Source organism: Microcystis sp. LE19-10.1B (assembly GCF_027530565.1).
Taxonomy (GTDB): domain Bacteria; phylum Cyanobacteriota; class Cyanobacteriia; order Cyanobacteriales; family Microcystaceae; genus Microcystis; species Microcystis aeruginosa.
In genome coordinates this window covers 1-20,600 of sequence record NZ_JAPZQM010000608.1, presented here as the reverse complement: position 1 = coordinate 20,600, position 20,600 = coordinate 1, and the positions used below count along the sequence as shown (strand labels likewise).

Annotated in this window: 7 protein-coding genes; 1 reads left to right on the top strand and 6 read right to left on the bottom strand. The window is 42.4% G+C overall.

Translation table 11 applies throughout. From position 1 onward, the window contains the following. Positions 1-10: 10 nt before the first annotated feature. The 5 genes from O9332_RS21875 to O9332_RS21855 all read right to left on the bottom strand — a co-directional run bounded on the left by O9332_RS21875 (position 11) and on the right by O9332_RS21855 (position 15,165). Positions 11-3,943 carry a beta-ketoacyl synthase N-terminal-like domain-containing protein gene (locus O9332_RS21875; RefSeq protein WP_288027403.1) on the bottom strand — a complete coding sequence of 1,311 codons (3,933 nt, stop codon included), beginning with the start codon at positions 3,941-3,943 and terminating at the stop codon, positions 11-13. Between the two features lie 70 nt (positions 3,944-4,013). Then, complete coding sequence (locus O9332_RS21870) at positions 4,014-9,458, bottom strand: type I polyketide synthase (protein ID WP_288027401.1); 5,445 nt, start codon at positions 9,456-9,458, stop codon at positions 4,014-4,016. A gap of 195 nt (positions 9,459-9,653) precedes the next feature. After that, on the bottom strand, positions 9,654-13,448 hold the full coding sequence (locus tag O9332_RS21865; protein ID WP_288027399.1) for an AMP-binding protein: 3,795 nt from the start codon (positions 13,446-13,448) through the stop codon (positions 9,654-9,656). Positions 13,449-13,541: 93 nt separating this feature from the next. Then, the gene (locus O9332_RS21860) at positions 13,542-14,201 is read right to left on the bottom strand and encodes a nitroreductase family protein (RefSeq protein ID WP_002741314.1); all 660 of its coding nucleotides are present in this window, start codon (positions 14,199-14,201) and stop codon (positions 13,542-13,544) included. 34 nt (positions 14,202-14,235) lie between these two features. Further along, entirely contained in the window at positions 14,236-15,165 is a 930-nt protein-coding gene (locus tag O9332_RS21855) for a VOC family protein (protein ID WP_288027397.1), read from the bottom strand. Positions 15,166-15,893: 728 nt separating this feature from the next. Between O9332_RS21855 and O9332_RS21850 the strand changes: the two genes are divergently transcribed. Next, complete coding sequence (locus O9332_RS21850; protein ID WP_288027395.1) at positions 15,894-17,336, top strand: AAA-like domain-containing protein; 1,443 nt, start codon at positions 15,894-15,896, stop codon at positions 17,334-17,336. Here the strand turns inward: O9332_RS21850 and O9332_RS21845 are convergent. After that, the gene (locus O9332_RS21845; protein WP_288027393.1) at positions 17,333-20,050 is read right to left on the bottom strand and encodes an AAA-like domain-containing protein; all 2,718 of its coding nucleotides are present in this window, start codon (positions 20,048-20,050) and stop codon (positions 17,333-17,335) included. The genes O9332_RS21850 and O9332_RS21845 overlap by 4 nt on opposite strands. Between the last annotated feature and the right edge of the window lie 550 nt (positions 20,051-20,600).

Sequence of the window (20,600 nt, the reverse complement as noted above, 5' to 3'; positions counted from 1 at the left end):
AATTGGTTGATTAGGCAGTCATTTGTTCAGGAAACTCTCGTAAACTGTGGCAAATTATTTTCATAATTTTCTCCGTATGTTGATTGATAAAGAAATGTCCTCCGGGTAAGGTATGCAGGACAAAATCTTGATTGGTTTGCAGTTGCCATTGTTGTAATTGATCGGCAGAAACCTTGGCATCGTTGTGGCCTCCAAAAACGGTAATAGGACAATTTAAGGGTTGACCTTGTTGATAAGAATAGGTCTCTAGGAGTTTGAAATCTGCTCGTAAAATTGGTAAAAAAGCCGCCATTAAATCAGGATTTTTGAGGAGAGTTTCTGGGGTTCCTTGAAAATGACCTAAAGCTGTTAAAAATTGCTCATCTCCCAGACGATGAATGGGTAAATCGGGATTGACAATTTGAGGCGCTCGAAATCCAGACATAAATAAATGTTGGGGTAGATTTTGGCGAGTTTTAGCTAATTCTCTGGTTAATTCAAAACTGATTAAAGAACCCATGCTATGACCAAAAAAAGCATAAGGTTGGTCTAAATAGGGAGTCAGAATCGGAATGAGACGATTAATCAGGGATTTTAGCGATGTAATCGCAGTTTCCTGAAGACGCGTTTCGCGTCCGGGTAGTTGAATCGCCCAAAATTCCACTTCCTTGGGGCAGTAATTCAGCCAATTTTGGAATGCGGAGGCACCCCCACCGGCGTAGGGAAAACAAAATAGACGAATGCGGGCGTTAGGATTAGCTTGTTTGCGAATTAGCCAAAGTTTCGGATCATTAGAGATATTTTCGGCTTTAGTCGTCTTGATTGGTTTTTTCTGTTTTGAGGGGAGAGGAGTTTTGTTGCTAGTTGCAGGTTGGGAGTTTTGGATGATTAAGTTGAATATTTGCGGTAAAAACTGCTCAATACTCAATCCCGCTAGGTATTCTACGGGAACAATAATTTTTAAATCCTCCTCTAGTTGACGTCGTAATTGACTGGACATGAGAGAATCTAAGCCTAAACTAGAGAGCGGTTGCTTGCTATGTAGCTTAACCATGGATAAACCGGTAATCTGTTCTAAAACACCGATAATGTAGGTTTCTAGTTGTTTAAGCTGTTTCTCTGCGGGTGTGGCCAAAAGAGAGTCAAGGGTAATTAGATGACCAGAAGATGATGCAGTGGTGGTTTTGACAACTTCTGGCGGTTGAGGAGGTGTTTCTAGGAGATATTTCGACAATTTAGGCAATAATTGCGCTTCTTCTGGGGTCAAGTCGCCTGTTTTTAGCCAATAACTACTTCTTTCAAAGGTGTAGGTCGGTAAGATACAGGGTTTACTGTCTTGATTGGCCGTTATCTCTTGCCAATTCAGGGCGAATCCCCGCAGATAAAGCTGACTGACACTCTCGAGGATCTGTTGTCGGTCAGAGGTTTGACGACGCAAACTGGGCAACCAAAGACAAGAATAATTTTTATCCAGTAGGCTGCCCATGGCCGATAAAACGGGATGGGAGCCGCATTCGACAAATAGCTCATAACCGTTGTCCAGTAAGGTTTTTATCCCATCGGCAAAGCGAACAGAACACCGGAGATGACGACACCAATAATCGGGAGTAGTGACCTCAAAATTGACTAAGTTGCCATTAAGGTTAGAAATTAAGGCTCGTTGGGGGGGATGATAGGTGATAGTTTCAGCAATTTGCCAGAACTCGTCTAAAATTTCCTCCATCAGAGGGGAATGAAAAGCTTGAGAGACATTTAACCGGGTAATCTTCAGATTTTTGACCTGAAGCTGTTTTACCAGGGTTTCTATGGTCTCTGCAGCACCAGACAGGACAATATTATCCTGACCATTAATAGCGGCAATAGCTACCTGAGATTGATAGGGGGCAATTAAAGGACTAATTTCAGCTTCACTAGCCGAGATAACGACCATTGAACCACTTTTTCCCACAGAATCCATCAATTTAGCCCGATAGAAGACTAATTTTAAGGCATCTTCTAAACTAAAGACTCCAGCAACACAGGCGGCCACATATTCCCCTAAACTATGACCCATAACCCCATGGGGGGTAATTCCCCAGGATTCCCAGAGTTTAAAAAGGGCGTATTCGAGAGCAAATAGGGCAGGTTGGCTGTAAAAAGTTTGATTGAGATGATTTTCTTGGTCAATAATCTCCGTTAGGCAATAGTCCCCATATTGACGGAGAATCTCAGCACAGCGATCGAGTGTTTGACGAAATAGAGGATAGGATTGGTATAGTTCCCTTCCCATACCGGGGTATTGAGAACCCTGTCCTGGAAAGAGAAAGGCAATTTTTGCCCGATTTTTGCCATTAAATTCACTTTTTTGGCGAAAAGAACTGGGTTCACCTTGAACGAAAGCGGTTAATTTTTCTTGAAGTTGGCAGTGACTAGAGATAATACAGGTGAAACGATGGGTTAATTGGGAGCGACTGCGATTGCTAGTGGCACAAATGGAGCTTAAAGCAATATTTTTCGCATTTTCTAGGTAATGTGCGTATTTTTGAGCTAGTTTGATTAAAGCCGATTCGGTCTTGGCTGAGAGGGTGAACAGATAGGGCGATGAATCAGGTGCCGCAGTCGTTTGAGGTTCGTAAGGGTATTCTTCGAGAATAATATGGGCATTAGTGCCATTTAAGCCAAAAGAACTAACTCCAGCTAAACGAGAAGAATTTTCACTAACCCATTCACGGTTTTTAGTCGGAACTTTCAGCGGCTGATTTTCCCAGTCTAGATGGGGTGTCGGTTGCTGGAAGTGGAGATGGGGGGCAATTTGTCGATGTTGCAAGCATAAAATCACTTTCATCAGTCCGGCAATACCAGCGGCCGCTTCTAGATGGCCGATATTGGTTTTGACGGAACCAACCCAAACCGGGTGGGGATTTTTAGCAAAAACTGTCGATAATGCACCTAATTCAATGGGATCGCCCAAAGAAGTGCCAGTTCCATGGGCCTCAATATAGCTAATGTCCTCTGGCTTTACCTGAGCATTTTTTAAAGCTTGACGAATCAATTGTTCTTGACTAAGTTGATTGGGAACTGTTAAACCGCTACTCGTACCGCCATGGTTAACAGCCGAACCTTTAATTAGTCCTAAAATCAAGTTATTATCCCGAATAGCCGCAGATAAAGACTTTAAAACTATAATACCGCCGCCTTCTCCCCGCACATAGCCATTCGCTGTTCTATCAAAGGTTTTACAACGACCGTCAGGAGACAACATCTGGGCGCGGGATTCCATGATAGTAACGAAGGGAGTTAACATTAGGTTGACTCCCCCGGCTAGGGCAACTTCACACTCGTTATTGCGTAAACTTTGGCAGGCTAAATGAACAGCGACTAAAGAGGAGGCACAAGCAGTATCAACCGTTAAAGTTGGGCCATGAAATCCAAAAAGATAGGATAAACGTCCCGAAGCTACACTTTTAGCATTTCCCGTTCCCGTATAGGCATCAATCAGATCGGGATGATGGCTAAAATGGGAGTAATCTTGAGTCATCATGCCTATAAATACCCCCGTTTGACTTCCTCGCCGATTTAAGGGTGATATTCCCGCATTTTCCAGAGCTTCCCAGGCTAGTTCCAGCAGTAATCGCTGTTGCGGATCCATTTGTGCTACCTCCCGGGGAGAAAGACCAAAAAAATCAGCGTCAAATTGATCTATCGGTTGATTTAAGAAGCCACCGTGACGGGTATAGACTTTTCCCCTTGCATCGGGCTTAGGATCGTAATAATTGTCAATATTCCAGCGCTGCGGCGGAATTTCGCTGATGGCATCGGTTCCTGATTGCAATAATTCCCAAAAAGTTTCCGGTGAATTAGCTCCCTGGGGAAAGCGACAGGACATACCAATAATTGCAATTGGTTCATTCTTAGCTTTTTCTAGGGTATGTAGCTTAGTTTTTAAGACCTTAATTTGATTTAAGGCATCTTTTATTAAGCTCATTTGATCAGTTTTGGCAGGTATTTGTGTCATGGTAAACAGGTTATTTAGATAGGGTTTGAGGTCTGCTTTTCTAACCTAAGGAATTTAATTCCTGTAGCAGTAAATCGGACAATTCTTCTAGGGATAAGTCTTCTTCGTTGAGGGGATCAATATTGCTATCTTGATTTGCTCCTATTGCTAAGGGTTTTAAACTAAAGTCAAGGTCAATAACTTCAGTTACCAGATAATCGACCAAACTGGTCACTGTTGGGTATTTAAAAGTGATAGTTGCCGCCAGAGATTTACCTAAATCCTTGGCTAAACGATTGCGTAATTCCACCGTCATTAAAGAATCCATTCCCAACTCAAAAAAACCTTGGTCAACTTTGGTAAATTCTCTAGCCGGAATACCGAGAATTTCCGCTACAATCCCTTGAACATGAGCAGTCAAAGCCGCAAAACGCTCCTCAATTGGTACTGTAATTAAGACATCAATAAAATTATTGTCTGGGGTTAATTTTTGGGCTGAAAAACTCTGGAAATCTCGTAATAAAGGCGGAATTTTTTGATTCTCGAAACTGTTAAAAAAGCTATTCCAATTGAGAGAAGCGACAGTTACCTGTGTCCGAGAAGTCGTCAGCAATGTTTCGAGGAGATGCAAACATTTTTGGGGATCAAGAGGGGTAAAACCCTGTTTAATTAGCCTTTTTTTCGCTTTTTCGCCTAAATTTTCGGCCATACCACCCTCTGCCCAGGGACCCCAATTAACGGTCAGGGCCGGCAGTCCTTGCGCTTGACGATAATGGGCTAGACTATCTAAAAAGGCATTAGCACTAGCATAATTACTCTGTCCAGAAGACCCTAACACCGAGGCCATCGAGGAAAAATTAATAAACCAGTCTAAATCCACTTCTTGACTGAGGAGATGCAAATTCCAAGCGCCGAGTATTTTGGGGGAAAAGACGCGCTCAAATTTCTCCCAAGTCTGTTTGGATAAGCTGGCATCCTCTAACACCCCGGCCGTGTGAATAATTCCTTTTAAGGGGGGTAACTGTTGCTCGATTATCTCAAAAGCCCGACGCATTTGGCCAAAGTCGCTAACATCGGCGGCAAAAACTTCTACATTGGTTCCCTCTTGTCGCCATTGGTCTATAATTGGTTGGGTTTCTGGAGTTATTCCCCGGCGACTTAGTAAGACGAGGGATTTTGCTCCTTTTTTCCTTAACCAATTAGCCACTTGCTGCCCTAAGGCCCCTAGACCACCAGTAATAAGATAGGTGGCATTTTCGGCAATTTCTCGGTTTTTTAGCGACGATTTCGGGATAAATCGCCCTAAACGAGCCACATAGCTCTGGCCTTGCCGCCAAACGATTTGATTTTCCTCCTCCGAACTTTGTAAAGATTGGAACACCTCTAGGGCTAAGGTGTGGCTATCCTGAAATTTATCTCCATCTAGACACAGACAGCGCAATTCTGGGTGTTCTAGGGCAATAGTCCGTCCTAATCCCCAGAGGGAACTTTGGGCAAGGGCAATCACTGTGGGTTGAGAAGGAATGTATTGAGCCGATTGGGTGACAATATAGAGGCGAGGAGAGTAATTAACCTCTATTTTGCCTAGTTCTTGCACTATTTCCAGCAAAGTTCCACAAATTCGCTCCTGAGTGACGGCTAGGTTTTGATTATTTTCTAAAGCTTGGTCGTCATCGATTCCCCAGAGATAAATTAGACCTTGATAGGGTTTTTTGAGGAGATATTGCCAAGTCTGGCGATTGTTTTCGGTGATAAGTTGGCATCTATGCCCTTGTTGCACCAATTTTTCGGCTAATTGTTGCCCTACTCCCTTTTTGTCGGCAAAAATTAACCAATCTCCTGTTTCTGTCCAATCCATTCCCGTCAAGTCCGTGGCTTGCCAAGTAATTTCGTATAAACTATCCTTGAGGTCGTTGGTCTGGGAAAAGAGGGTTTCTGGCCGGGCCTGTTGAAAGGTTAATCCGTCAATTTGGCTAATTAATTGACCCGATTCGCTGAAAATAGTTAAATCAGCGATTAAGATGCCGTTTTGCAAATTGCTATGGCTGAAGCGACCATGACAGTATATAGAGGTGTCCTTAACTCCCGAAAAGGTCAATCGGTCAATATTAGTGGGAAGATAGGTGCTATTCCCTGCGGGAAATAGTGCCGACATAGCGTGAAAGCAACCATCAAGTAAGACAGGATGTAGCTGGTAATCCACCGCTTGCGAGAGTAGATGGGAAGAAAGTTGAATTTTTGCGACAATTTCGGACTGATTGCGGTAAAGTTCCTGGATAACTCGAAAACTTTCCCCGTAGTTCACTCCTTTACTTAAACAGTCCTGATAATGCTGTGCAATTTCGATTTTTTGGTGACAACGGTTCCGGATATCTGTCCAATTGCAGCTGGGTAAGTCCTGGTTTTCATTGGTTAAATTACCGGATAGATGCAGTAGGGAAACTTCCCCTTCCCCAAGACTGAGAATCTGAAATTGTCCCCCCGCTAGTAAGCTTAACTGTACCTTTTTACTCTGGTTGTCTGAGAAAATTAAGGGTCGATTCAGACTCAATTGGCCAATAGTAAACTGCTGATTGGGATATTGTTGACCGGCTGCCACTATAATCATCTCTAGATAGGCCGCGGCCGGGAAAACTACCTGGCCAAAAACTTGATGTTCTTGCAGATAGCTCGGAGAGCAGGGAGAAAGAGAGGATTGATAGTGGACATCCTTTGACCCCAATAGATGCAGCGGTTGCTGTAGGAGGGGGTGGAAAGCTGCCGCCACTGTCGGGGTTTTTAGCTGAGAATCAATGTAATCTAACCAATAGCGTTTTCTTTGGAAGGGATAGGTCGGTAAGGGGATTTTTTCGCGTAAATAATCCAGGTCGAATCCATTCCAGTCAATTTTGACCCCTTTTACATAAAGGGTCGCTAAACTTTGGAGCAGGGTTTCCCAATTCGACTGTTTTGGGGATAAACTAGCTAACCAGAGACCTTGGTCGGTGAGATTTTGCTGACCTAGGCTAATTAAAGTGGTTTTGGCACCAATTTCTAGGAATATTTCCGTATTTAACTCTCCTAATCTTTCTATACCCCGGGCAAACTCTACGGGAGACAGTAGATGATTAACCCAATATTGGGAAGTTGCTATCTCTGCATCGATAACATCCCCAGTCAGGTTAGAAATAAGGGGGAGACGCGGGGAATTATAGGTGATAGTTTCGGCAATCTTGGCAAATTCCCCCACCATACCCGTCATTAAGGGAGAATGGAAAGCATGGGAAACCGCTAAAGTCTGACTTTCAATGCCTCTCTGATTGAAGTTAGCGATTAAATGGTTAATAGCCTCAGTTTCGCCAGAAATGACCGTATTTTCTCGACTATTGACCGCAGCAATGGTACAGATGCCCCTAATCTTCCTCAGATGATTGGTCACGGTGTCGGAATCGGTAAAAATTGCCGCCATTATGCCGTTTTTCGGTAATGTCTGCATTAAGCGTCCCCGATGGGCAATTAACTTCAAACCGTCTTCTAAGCTAAAGACTCCCGCTAAACAAGCGGCCACATATTCCCCTAAACTATGACCGATGAGAGCATCGGGTTTCACTCCCCAAGATAACCAGAGTTGGGCGAGGGCATATTCCAGAGAAAATAGGGTAATTTGACTGTAAAAAGTCTGATTAATCAACTGACTGGTTTTTTCGTCCCCATATAACACTTGCAGTAAGGATTTCACCCCATAGCTCCGTAAAATTTCGTCACATTTCTCTAAAGTTTGGCGAAAAGTCGGTTGCGTTTCGTAGAGTTCCCTAGCCATTCCGGGATATTGTGAACCCTGTCCCGTACACATAAAAGCCAGTTTAGGGGCTTTTTTCGAGGTTAAAATACTTTTTTGACCTGAAAAGCGATTTTCATCCCTAATAAAGTCTTTTAAAGCTTGCTCAAGCTGTTTTTGAGCCAGAAAGGGAATAGCTAAACGATGCTCAAAATGCGATCGCCCAGTATTAGCGGTATAGGCCAGATTTGCCATGAACGTCTGGGAATTTTGACCTAAAAAATCGTAGTAGCGTTGAGCTAATTCCCGTAAGGCTGGCTCACTTTTCGCCGAAAGGGTAATTAAATGACAAGGACGCTCTAAATGAGGTTTTTCGTCACCAAGCCGCTCAAAATTGCTTTCCTCCACGATTAAATGGACGTTAGTCCCACTCATCCCAAAAGCGCTCACTCCAGCCCGTCGGACTCCTTCTCTGACCAACCAAGGGGTAAGAGTGGTGGGGATTTTGACCGGCAGTTTTTCCCAGGGAATATAGGGATTAGGGTTCTTAAAATGAAGATTAGGGGCTATTTGCTGATTTTGTAGCTGTAAAACTGTCTTAATTAACGCCGCAATTCCCGCAGCTCCTTCCAGATGCCCCATATTAGTTTTCACGGTTCCCAAAATCAGGGGGTTATCTTGGCTATGACCCTGGCCATAAATTTTCCCTAAGGATAAAACCTCGATGGGATCTCCTAAAGATGTACCTGTACCGTGAACTTCGACGTATTGCAGATCTTTAGGTTGAATTTTCGCTCTTTCGAGGGCTTGTCTGAGTAAAGCTTCCTGTGCCTGACCATTGGGGGCGGTTAAGCCATTACTTTTTCCATCGTGATTGACAGCCGAACCGCGAATTTGGGCGAAAATAAGATTGCCATCTCGGAGAGCATCACTGAGACGTTTTAAGACCACGACACCGCAACCTTCGCCGCGACCATAACCATCGGCCGAAGCATCAAAGGTTTTACTGCGACCCTGGGGAGAAACGGCTTTTAATTTACAATTACTAATCGCAGTGGCCGGGGTTAACATCAGATTCACCCCCCCCGCTAAAGCGAGATTGCATTCTTGGCCGCGCAGACTTTGACAGGCCAAATGTACTGCCAAGAGGGAGGAAGAACAGGCCGTATCAATTTGCAGAGTCGGACCGTGAAACCCAAATAGATAAGAGATTCTGCCGACGGCAATAGCGCGACTGGTTCCTAAACTGTTGTAAGCATCAATGTGATTGACTACGCCTTGATGAAAACATAATTGGGCATAATCATCGCGAAAAATGCCCATAAATACGCCAGTTTGACTATTAATCAAACTTTCGGGCGCAATAGCCCCATTTTCTAGGGACTCCCAACAGACTTCTAACAGTAACCGTTGTTGCGGATCCATGGCGGCGGCTTCCCGGGGTGAGATGCCGAAGAAAGCCGGGTCAAATTCGTCAACTTTGTCTAAAAATGCCCCTTCCCGACTATACATTTTCCCCGGAACATCGGCATCTTGGTGATAATAATCGGCAATATTCCAACGTTCTAGGGGAATTTCTGTTACTGCATCGATGCCATTAACCAATAACTGCCAATAACTTGCGGAATCATTGACTCCTGCGGGAAAACGACAGCCCATCCCCACAATAGCGATGGGTTCGGTTTGCGCTTTGACCATTGCATCGAGGTGTTTGTATTGTTCTAAAAAAGCTTGTTTTTGTTGATTCATCTTCCTAACAACTCTTGTCTTGTTATGTCACGTCACTTTCATCTCAGGTTATGCTTGGGAAAAAGTCACGGATAAGCGGGAAAAACCTTGATACTGTCGGGATGGGAAAATTTAGTAGCATAGTCACAATTGTCCCCGTGACTCCGAGGTGGGGGATAGGTCAAGGGAAATTAGCTATCCTATCCCCACCAGCGATTAACTAAAGAAGGCAGAGATTTCTTCTTCGGATATTTGGGGTAAAACTGCTAAAATTTCGCTTTTTTCCCGATTATTTGCCGATTCAGCCCCAGTATTGCTTTGATTAATCTGGTTAGCTAAATATTCTGCCAAACTATCAATAGTGGGATAATTCCAAACAATGGTGGCTTCGACGGGGATTCCCGACCAATCGGCAAGATCTTGGGCTAATTCCACGGCAAAAATTGAATCTAAGCCAAAATCAGCAAAAGACTGGCTGGTTTGGATAGTGGCTGGATTGACCTTTAATTTCTGGTGTAACCAATTACCTAACCACATTTCCACCTTTTCGGGAGTTTGTTGGCTAAGAAGGGACTTTTTCGGACTAGAGGGGCTATTTATTCCGTCTTGCCGCGTTTGAATAGCAATTTCGACCAGAGAAGTTTCAGCTTGAGGATGAGTCTGTTTAGCTTCTGGTTCCAACGTCAATAACTCGTCGAGTTGATAATCGGAACCCTCTAGACGTTGTTCGATATCATCAATAGATTGAGTATAATCGAGGATACGATCGCGGATAGTTGCCACCGAAGAAGCAAAGTTTTCTTCGGGTGTTCCCCGGAGAGCTTTCTGCACACATAAATCAAACTGCAATTGACTCCAAGCTAGGGCATGACTGTACTTTTCCCCGGGGTGAATTTGGGCCATTTTCGCCGTTGTTGCTACTAAAGCGGCGTAACAACCCAATTCTCCGATTAAAGAATAAGCCCAAGCTAAGGCGGCAGAACGATCACCCCAGAGATTAGACTGGAGACAACGCTGATTAATAGATTGGGCGGTGCTGTGGAGTTGCAGGGCAATCTCGGGCGCTTCCAGAACTTTTGTCAGAAATTCGCCTAATTTGTCCGTATGGGTGATACTTTTGCCCAAAAAGATTTTCAAACTTTCGTTAGGACCTTCGCCAATTCGTAAAACTCTGGCATCCCGGAGAATTTGCGGGGCAAGATTAGTTTCCATGTAACCTCTACCCCCGAGCATCTGAACGAGACTATCGGCCGCTTCCCAGAGGTAATCAGCCCCCGTAATCTTGGCAATAACTGCCATTTCCCTGGGAACGGCAACTTTTTGGTCTAAGGCGGTGGTAATACACTTTAAGAGACTGGACAAGGCCACCGTAGCCCCAGTTAAATGGTCAAAACGGGCTAAAGTAATCGGACTTTCTAGCAATTTACCTGTAGCGATCGAACGACGGCTGGCATAACGTAACATTAATTGTAAACAGCGTTTCATGCCGCCAACTGCCATCATGCCAATACCTAAACGGGCATAAAGTAAAGCATCGTCGGCGGGTTCAGTGCCATTGCCCAATTCTCCCAGCAATTGCTCTTTAGTGACTAAAACATCCTCAAAATAGATGGCATTTTGCATAATTCCCCGTAATCCCATAGTTAGGGATTCAGGTCCCAAACGCAGACCGGGGGTGCCTTGACGGACAAGAAAACCTGTCAAACCGTTATTCCCCGGTTCTTCCGAATCAAGCAAACGGACAAAAACATTAATCATTCCGGCCCAAGCAGAACCATTCCAACGCTTAAGGCCGCGAATTCGCCATTTATCTCGACCATCCGGCACTGCAACGGTACTAATTGCCCCGATATTCGCTCCTGCTTCCGGTTCCGTCATGCCAAAGGAGGATAATTGTCTTCCTGTCGCTAAAAGAGGTAATAATTCTTGCTTGAGGGAAATAGTCCCGTAGTTGAGCAGCGGACGGATACCTAAGCTGTTATTGAGACTCACCATCGTCGCCAAGGTTAAATCAATGGCGGCTAATTGTTCCATCACCTGCAAAAAATTGCGATTATTAAGGGCTATTCCCCCGTATTCTTCGGGAATCTGCATTCCCATCAGTCCTTGATTGCCAAAATCCATGACAATATAGGGCGGCACACAACGACGGTCATCAATCAGATGGGAATTAATGCGAGTTTTGGCGTAATCTCGCAACCAAGTCAAGATTTGCTCGGTTTTTTCTTGACTAGCGGTTGTGGGGTCAGCTTGGTGACTGCTGAGGGGGGGGGTTAGCGTCGGCATAGGGGATGAAATTAGTGGAAGTTGCTGGTTTAAATACTGTTGACGGCAAGCGTGGCGTTGAATTTTGCCGCTAGAAGTTTTGGACAGAGATGCGGGTTTGATAAAAGCGATATCATAAACTTGCAATTCGTGTTCTTGAAAAACCGCTCGACGAACTGCTTCTAGGGCTTTTTGCTGGTTAAAACGGCGAATTGCCGTTCTTTCTACCTCTTGAACTAGGACTAACTTTTCTTCTGCCTCGATTTCTACGGTAAAGGCGGCAGTTCCACTGGGGCAAAAGTCGGGATAGCATTGTTCTACGGTCTGTTCGATATCCTGGGGATAGTAGTTACCACCGCGAATAATCATCAGGTCTTTCAAGCGTCCGGTGATGTATAGTTGACCCTGATGAATAAAACCTAAATCCCCTGTACGCAAATAAAAACCCTGTCCAGTATCGGCGATAACTGCTTGAAAAGTTTTTTCTGTAGCTTCGGGATGTTGCCAATAGCCTTGGGCGACGGTTTTGCCTTTCACCCAAATTTCTCCCACCTGCTGGGAGGGACAGCGTTGACAGGTTTCAGGATTAACAATGGCAATTTCTGTGTCGATTTCTGTTTGTCCACAACTGACTAAGGATTGAGAATTTGGGCTTTTTTCCGTAAAAACGATTTGATGACGGTTTAAAGCGGCTTTTTCAACCCAGCAGATTTGAGGAAGTTGATTTTTCCTGACAGCAGCAACTTTTAAGGTGGCCTCGGCTAAACCATAACCCGGACAAAAGGCGGCAAACTCAAAACCACAGGGGGCAAATTTACGAGCAAATTCGCTTAAAATTTCCATTCTGACGGTTTCTGCGCCATTTAAAGCCACTTTCCAACTGCTTAAGTCTAAATCCGCCAGCTGCTCCTCTTTAATCTTGTCAAGACAACGTTTATAGGCAAAATTAGGGGCGGCAGTGTGGGTGGCCCTGTATTTGCTGATGGCATTTAACCAACCGAGAGGACGTTGTAAAAAGGAAACCGGGGACATGAGATAACAGGGAAATCCTCGATAAAAGGGCAGTAAAATGCCATAAATTAGCCCCATATCATGAAAAGTTGGCAACCATGTCACCATAACGCTCTTTTCATCGTGTTCCCAGCCTAAATCTAAATCTCGGAGGTTGGTCAAAAGATTCTCGTGATTGACCATCACTCCTTTGGGAGTCCCCGTGGAACCGGAGGTGTATTGTAAAAAGGCTAAGGTATCTGCTTTTATCTGAGTGGGGTGGTCTTCGGCTAAACTTTTGCCGATTAAGCTATCCGTAGCTAGAAAGGGAATATCTCTGTCTAGTTGCCTTTTTAATTGGTCTAATTCCGATTGTGTGCTTAAAAGTAAGCTTGCTTGCGAATTATTAATAATAGAAGTTAAGCGAGCCATCTTTTGGTTTTTCTTGGGCAAATTAACTGGAATTGCCACTACTCCTGCTAATAAACAGCCGAAAAACCCACTAATAAACTCTAATCCCGAAGGGTATGCTAATAAAACTCGTTCCCCCGGTAATAGGATGGATTGGAGACTATTGGCAATCGCTTGCGCTTCCAGAAATAATTCCCCGTAGGTAAGGCGTTTTTCTTCGGTTTCGCCATCGACTAAAAAGGTATAAGCAGTTTTTTGGGGTTGGTATTGGGCGCGATAACGAATAATATCGACTAAACTGCTTATTTCTGACAAATTAAGCTTAGTATCTAAACAAAGAGTCATTTTTTTACTCCCTATTATTGAATGGAATCGAAGACAAAGATTTAATCCTCTCGCACCGGGAAAAGTTTCTGGTGACGGGGGGCGACGGTCACTCTAGGGGTGATTTGGGCTTAAATTAAAGGTTTCTCCGTAAATTTCGCCATAGCAGAGCTTCTGAGTCCCAAAACGTCCCCCATACTCGCTCAAGGGTTCATCAGCGTATCCCAAGGCTAACAGACAACAGACATCGACCGTATCGGGAATTTGGAAATACTCGCGCAAGGGTTTAGCCACAAATCCTTCTAGGGGACAACTATCCACCCCCAAGCTTTGCGCCGCTATCATGAGATAAGTAACCGCAATCATAACTTGTCGGTTGCTCCAAGCTTCTGGAGACTGATAACAGGGTTTAAATTGGAAAAAAGGCGGAATGGCCATGTGCATGAACTTGGCCCGTTTTTCGGAAATCGTCCCCTCTTGTTTTCCTAACTCAATTACTTGATTAATGTAACCACGATGGTTAACTTGGCGATCGCCACAACAGATTAAAACCACGGGTGCATCGACTAATTTATCTTGTTCAAAGCCGAATTCTCGCAATTTTGCCTTATTTTCTGGTTCTCTAACCACTATAAATCGCCATGGTTGCAAATTATAACTAGAGGGAGCTTGGAATCCTAAACGAAAAATTTCGGCTAAAATTTCTTCGGGAATGGCATCGGTGCGAAATTTACGAGTAGAGCGTCTTTTTTGAAATATTTCAGCAATATTCATCATCTAAACCCTTTTATGAGACGTTTTCAACGGTTTAACCTAAAAAACTTTCGGGAATCGCCGGTCCCCATTGATAGAGAATATCTAACCCCCCGGCGTGAAGTTCTGGCTCGGTGGTTTGCTCGAAAAGGTCCCCATCGGTAAAATGTTCAATGAGGCTACCGAAAGGATCTTGCCAATAGTCAAACACTTGACTTCCCAACAAATGGCGACCAATACCCCACACAGGAGTCCATCCTTTTTCTCGTAACCAATCGTGGCCGATTTTAATAGAGTCAAAATCTTGCACCTCGAAGGCAGTATGATGGACTTTGGGGTGAGAACCTTGCAACATGGCGATGGTGTGATGATCAACCCATTCCTCTCCCCGTTGACAACGAAGAAAACCCCCGACTCGTAAACTGGGATGGCCGTAATAAATTAAATCTGTTGCTTTTAAGCCAAAAGTCTGCTGATACCAGTGATAGCTTTCCTCAAAGTCTTTGACATCAATAGCTAGATGACCTAGACGTAAAATAGGTGCGGGTTCTTTTTTCGGCCTTTGGGTGCGACCTAAACGGGTTTTGCGACTAGCGTGATTCCATTCTAGGGGTTCAGGAATCGGCAAAGGTTCCACTTCCTCGATACCATAGACCAATTCTAGGTTAAAACCGTTGGGGTCAATAATTTTGATGCGCTGACCACCGCCGGGGGTGAATAGGGTTTCCACGGTCGAAGCGGAGGCTAAAGTGGCTAGTTCATGTAAGACGGATTCTGATGTCGCTTCTAGGGCAAAACTGACAAATTTAGCTTTTTTTCCCCATTCTACGACATAGACAAACTGTTTTTTGCCTCTAGCTCGCATATACAAGGCTGTATCGGTTTTAACTGCGGTAATCAGGCCAAAATCCCTCAAAAAACGTTCGCACAGGTCTAAATCCGGATGTTGATAGGTAACGTAGGCAATATCAGCAATTTTAGTCATAGTCGGTCATCCAGTGGAGTTGTCTAATTCGGCACAAAATAGCCAGACAGATATCGGTCAAAGTGCTGCCATAGCAAGGGGAAAAAGACTATTAAGAAAATCTGAACTTTGTTGTGGTTGATTATGGCATTGTGGGTACACCCACAGTCAAAGGCTAATTTTTCTTGCCCTCAATTGCTATCCCAGACTGGAGTTTGAGTAACTTGGGGGTGGAGAAAAACCTTGGGGAACTTCGGGGTTTTGCGGAAAATTTTTTTGAGAGATGTGGTCAAGGTTGTCTAGAGTACCTCGTTAAATTGGACTTATTGAGAAAATATTCACACTAATTGAGAATCAACAAAGGTTTCATCAGGGTTTCAGGCGGTGCAATGCTGAAGTAAATCTATTTTTTGAGGTACCCTCTAGAAAAATCCGCTATCGTTCGAGTAAGCAAGTCAGAGAATATTGGGATCAGTAGCAGCGGCAAGGATTATTTCTGTTTCCACTGCCCAAATACCCCTCTGAAATCAATCTTGTTGCACCTGAATGGCATCAATTGAAAACTCGCGAACTGACAGGTCAAATTTTTCTCGAACGGTTGGATTTAGCGCACGCCGTTAAACAGGGGAGCGAAGCTTGCACTCAAAAAGGAGGATAGGAAAGTCACTGTTTTAAGTTTAATCCGTAACCAAATTATTACTTAAATTTCTCAATTATCAGCAAAGTCCTTAATTACTAAACTTGAGATAATGTCTAGAAAAGTTACCTATGGGGATATTCCCAGACAAAGAACCAAATATCTGCTTAATGCTCTGTTAAAGTTTGCTAACTACGAGGTGGATAATTGTGAAAATCTGGCGATTAAATTTAGCTGGATTAATGAGAAAAAATTGAAAATTCAAGCCGAACTTAATGCTTTAAAAATGCTGACTGAAAAATGTGGTCAAAGGCTGGAGTTATGGCAAATTCGTGATGCTTTGACGGAATATCTTAACGAAAAGTTTTTAGGTATTTTGGAAGATCATCGTCTCAATAATCAAGGAAAAATTCGTACTTTTCAAATTACTTTTTGGCAACGGGGTCATGATATTTTAACCAACCTAAGGAGCTTTGATCAAGAGTGGGCAAACAAAAGTAAACATCAATCTCCCGCAATTGCTGCTATTTTCTCCTCTTTAGATGAGGAAAAACAACAGGATTATCAGACCTATATTAAGGATTATGTAAAACGTCCACCTCTGGAGGAAAATTGTCTCAAAGTTCTTCAGCAAGAACAATCGTTGCTAAGAATTCGCGCACCTCATAATAGTGGCAAAACCCGTTTAGTTAATTGGTTAGTCCATCATCTCAAACAAGATAATTATCAACCAGTTATCATTGATTGTGAGGAGGAAAAAGCTACTATTGCCCTTAGTTGTGAAGACTTGCTGCTGTCGATTTGTCGTACCATTACCCAAGAATTAAAGATTAACGAATCTCTTCTCGATAAATTTTGGTCTCGTCCCGGAACTCCTGCCCACAAAACTCGACGATATTTAGAGGAATATGTTCTCCAACCCAGTGCTAATCCTCTGGTTTTTGTCTTTGAAAAATTTGATACAATTTTGGAAACTGAAACAATCGGTAATGAAATTTGTGGTATTCTCAGAAGTTGGCATGAAAGACGTTCCCAACCTTGGCGGAAACTGCGCTTAATTATTATTCATTCAACGGAATTTTATAGCAACTACGATTTTTATGCCTCTCCCTTAATTGGTGTAGGTTATGTGGCTAGTTTATCGGATTTTAATGCGGAACAAGTTCTCACTTTCGCTCAAGTTAATGGCATTAATTGGACGTTATCAGATGTTAACAAGGTCATGAACTTAGTGGGAGGTAATCCTTATTTAATTAAGTTAATCTTGGTAAAATTGCAAGAAGGGAATTCTCTAGAAAAGGTTCTAGATGATGCCTTGCAGGGACGAGAGCCATTTCAAAGTCATTTTTTCCTACTGATGAGATATCTGAAAAGTAATGCTAACCTCCAGAATATTTTTAGGCAAATTCTTCAGAAAAAAGCTCTGACTCCGGCTCAAATGAAAGGAGAATCTGTCCAATTTTTGGAACGATTGGGACTGATCCACAAAAGTTATGATAACCTAGAGGTTCGTTGCAATTTGTATCAAGTATATTTTGACGACTTGCTTGATTAGTCTCGTTGAGATTCCAATTGAAACTGAATTGAGTTTTCAAGTTTTGCTTCTAACTTACTCTTAACCCTGACAGTAATTGGTTCTCGATTAGATTCGGATTCATTATCTACAAACCTGAGAGAATTGCCTGAGGTCAAACTGGCCGAAAGATTGAGGTTTTCTAAATATTCTTGTATCAACTCTGAAGAAATTTTATTCTGGGATTGCAAGGCTCTAATAGCAGCTATAAATGATTGGGCTGCATCATAACTGGTAGCGGTTCGCCAACTAATATCTTCTTTCCATAAAGCTTGAGCATCTCTGACAAAATTTTGGGACTTAATTAGATGGGAAAACCAAGGCACAGCCAAAACTAAATTATTAATAAATTTACCGCTATCAACCAACATTTCATGTTCATACATGGAATGACTCCCTAAAAGAACTAGCTTATTTTTCAGTTCTGGAGTGGTGCTGGTATTTAACTGTTCAAGAGTATGAGATAATTCTACTACCACAGAAGCTGATTCCAAACTGGGAAATAAGACAATTCCTCTAACTTGATCTTGGGAAAATGCTTTTAAAACTTCTGCGTCAATATCTAGGGAAGATGATAAATCAATTACTTTAGTGATTTTACCGCCTTTTTTTTGGAAAGCTTGATGAAACTCTTGAGTAAGTTCTTGGCTATCAATCTGGTTATAATTATTAAAAATAATTACCTTATCTAGATCATGTTGGCTGGCATAATTAGCTAAAGTTTCACCAATTTTTTCATTGGTGATAACGGTTCTAAAAAAGTATTCACTCTCAATTACATCCGAGGAACTTGTCGAAGAAATTAAAGTAATTTTGGCTCTTTCATAGATAGGTAAAGCTGCTAAGGTGGCTTCACTAGAATAATGTCCAATTACTCCAATAACTTTGGGGTCTTTAACGATTTCCTTGGCGACTATCTTAGCAACTTTTTCGTCATTATTATCATTGGCAATAACGAGATTTAAAAATAAATTATTCGCACTTGTCGGTAATTGGCTATTAAATAAATATTGTGCTTGAGCAATCCCTTTCAGGATTTCTTGGGAAATTTCATTTTTTTTGCCACTGGGAATAACCACCGCCAAAGTCACATAATTATTACTTAAATAAGCGATGGCATTATTATAATAAATTAATGTTTCTGCATCTTCAGGATGAGCAAGATAGGCTTTTTTGAATAACTGTTTAGCTTCCAGATAATTAGCATTTTTAAAAGCTAAAATACCCCGATCTTTATAAAAATTTTCCTGTTTAATAAGTAGCTTTTTTTCGCCTTGGCTAAATAGTTCAGGCTCCTTAGTATAGGGGATTTTATAAAAGTAAGGTAACAGCCATGACTGGTAGAATCCCAACCCAAGTAACCCTGTAACAATGCTAGTAAATATTCCCGCTGCTAACATAAATAAACGAGATTGTTTTTGACGAGTAATGCTTTCAGAGGCTGCTAAAAAACGATAATCGATACTATCTAATTCTTTATCTTCTTGCCATTTTTTAGATTCCTCTAACTTTTTCCCCGTCAGTAAACAATTTGTATCGGTAAAATTTGAGTCTTCCCACTTAGCAATTTCCGATTGATAAGGACGACTAGCTGCTAATACATTATATAACCATTTTTGATTAAAAATTGCCTGATAAATAGCATTAGCCACTCTAAGATAGCCCTGATTATCGACGATAACTAATCCAGATAGTAATAATTCATCATGTTCTGGTGTGTTACTCGCTTTCACCAATTTACCTTTTAAAACATTAGCATAAACCCTTAGTAAATACCCTTGATCAGGATGATAAATAAGTCGCTCTCTTATACTTGATAAAAAAGCAGGTTCATCTTTTTTTTCCCAGTTATCAATAATGTGTTTATAAACAAAATCTCGCATCCAAGCTGATAAGAGAGACTGAGGTATTGTAACTTTAAACTTGGCCATTAAATAGCACAATTTTTGAGTTAGAAAAGGTTGACCATTAGTCCAGCTAAAAATTTCTTGTAGAATTTCTTGAGGGGAAACACCCAACCCTTCTAGTCCTTGCATCAAGGGTTGACAGTTATCTTCTAACGACAGTCCATTTAATTCAATTGCTTTACCAATATTGAAAGGAGTTCTTTGACTATCCTGAATTAATTGATTGGGGGTAGCCGTGCCAATTAAAACAAATGAAATACGATTAAAATCTGCATTAATAACTCGCTTTTCATGACAAGACCTAATGTAAGCAAAAAAGTCATCAGTAGCAAAGGGTAGTTTTCTAACCACATCAATTTCATCAATAAAAATAACAATGTTGTTTGAAATTTTTATCAATAAAATTTCTTTAATAAACTGTCTAAGTAACCCAACATTAGAAACAGATTGACTGGCAATCCAAGATTCTAGATCCGTCATATTTAGTTTTAATTGTTCGGCAATTTCAATAATTAAGGAATGATACCAGCTAGATTGATCTACTGATGTCCCCAATTCATTTAAGTCTATACGGGAACAGGCAACTCCTTGGGCTTCAATTTGAGTTTGGATGCGTACTGTCAAACTTGACTTGCCCATTTTGCGAGAATTAAAAATATAACAATACTGACTGTTCATCAGAGCTTGGTACAATTCCAGATCAGCCCTTCTATCCACATAGCTTGGATCGGAAGGAGATAAGGTACTAGAAAACTTATAAACATTCTCGGCGGTTCCGTTTTCTTGCATATTTCGGTATTTCATTGACCAGATAACCAGAACTTGGGTAAGTAATACCAGTTTGAACTACACTAACCCCGGTGATAAATCCAGAAAAAAACCGCGCTCACTCATAGCCGATTATTGGTAAGCTAGTTCTACTCTGAATGAAATTGGCATATTTTCTTAGGGTAAACTCATCGGAAATTTTGGGTCTGAAACCCCGCCGTTCTAGGTTGGCTTTACGTTAGAATTAAAAGGCCAGTCTCGAAAACCAAGTGGACGGCGCAGCACCGTTCGGCTGAGCTCACGGCCGAAGCCTTGAAAACTCGGCTTAGGGGGTTCCGACCAGAAAAGCTTGGCCGGGTAAAAAGTCGCGCGCAACAAGTACAAGAAGCGTTTAGCTGGAAACGTACCGTGGGACACACGGAATCGGGCTTCTGAAATGGGGCGAAAGTCTGTGGACTCTGTGTAAGACAGTACATGGTTTTTTAACTGTGGTATGCGACGGTGGTGGAAGCAGAAACTTAAATCGTGAGGTTTAGGAATCGCCGCCCTAAAAGTGCGGCGAGGATGTCAA